1 protein-coding gene is annotated in these 1357 nt (G+C 65.6%); it reads left to right on the forward strand.

Going from position 1 to position 1357, the window contains the following annotated elements:
* Positions 1-67 precede the first annotated feature (67 nt).
* The gene (locus tag AX708_RS13370; protein ID WP_066528878.1) at positions 68-1096 is read left to right on the forward strand and encodes an IS110 family transposase; all 1029 of its coding nucleotides are present in this window, start codon (positions 68-70) and stop codon (positions 1094-1096) included.
* The last annotated feature ends 261 nt before the right edge of the window (positions 1097-1357 follow it).

Raw genomic sequence — 1357 nt, forward strand, 5'->3', positions numbered from 1 at the left:
TGATGTCGTGGACGGCTCTCCACCCCGCGGGGTAATTTCTGCGGATCAGTCGGAGAGGAGAGTGACGATGGAGCAAGTATCGGTTGTTGGGCTGGATCTGGCCAAGTCTGTTTTCCAGGTTCACGGTGTTAACCCGCGGGGCGAAGCTGTTCTGCGGCGGAGGCTTTCTCGTGGTCAGCTACTGAAGCTGTTCGAGAAGCTGCCGCCGTGTCTTGTCGGGATGGAAGCCTGCGCTTCGGCTCACCACTGGGCGCGAGAGCTGGCGGCACTCGGCCACGAGGTCAAGCTGATGCCGCCGCAATACGTGAAGCCCTATGTGAAGCGCGGGAAGAACGATGCTGCCGATGCCGAGGCGATCTGCGAGGCCGTAACCCGGCCGACGATGCGGTTCGTCGGCGCGAAGTCGCCGGACCAGCAAGCGACCATGATGCTGCACCGGGTGCGCAAGATCCTCACCCGCCAGCGCACCCAGATCAGCAACGCCCTGCGTGCCCACATGGCCGAGTTCGGCATCACCGCAGCCATCGGACGCGGAGGCCTGGACCGGCTGATCGCGGTCATCGCCGATCAGGATGATGCGCGCTTGCCCGGCGAGGCCCGAGCGTGCCTTGCGGTGCTGAGCACCCAGCTGGAGATGGTCAAGGAGCAGATCCTCGACAACGATCGGCGCATCCTCGCCGATGCCCGCAAGACCGAGGCAGGCCGCAGGCTGATGAAGATCCCCGGCATTGGCCCACTGCTGGCCAGCGCGATCGTGGCCTGCGTGCCCGATCCTACCACCTTCGGCGGCGGGCGAAGCCTGTCGGCATGGATTGGCCTCACGCCGCGCCAGAACTCGAGCGGCGGCAAGGAGCGGCTTGGCAGCATTACCAAGGCCGGCAACCCTTACCTGCGCGAGCTGCTCGTGGTCGGTGCCATGGCAGTGGTGCGGCGAGCGAAGCAGGGCAGCACCAAGCGCCCCTGGGTGACGCAGCTGCTGTCGCGCAAGAAGCCCAAGGTTGCCGCTGTCGCGCTGGCGAACAAGAACGCCCGCATCATCTGGGCGATGTTGGCGAGTGGCGAGGCTTACCGGGAACCGGAGCTGGCAGCCGCCTGAGAGATCGCGCCCAAGGGCGCTACACCAGTTGGAGAGGGCAGACTGAACTGACGCAACAAGCCGGTTGAAACCGCCGGAGCAGGAGAACCCGTCCGACCCCAGCACTTCGAGTGCGTGCAACTGGGAGGGACCTGAACCGCGCGAATGGCATCAGGGCCAGCGGCCATGCAAAGCCGCGCAAACAGGCCGGACACATGGGCGCCACGACCAGCCAGCGCAGCGCAGAAATACCCTTGCCAACGGAGAGCCGTCCACACAGGG

It is taken from the genome of Erythrobacter sp. CCH5-A1 (assembly GCF_001557115.1).
Taxonomy (GTDB): domain Bacteria; phylum Pseudomonadota; class Alphaproteobacteria; order Sphingomonadales; family Sphingomonadaceae; genus Erythrobacter.

Bases quoted from the DNA above. Each gene is read 5' to 3' on its own strand.
- AX708_RS13370 (WP_066528878.1), top strand. From the start codon at position 68: ATGGAGCAAGTATCGGTTGTTGGGCTGGATCTGGCCAAGTCTGTTTTC.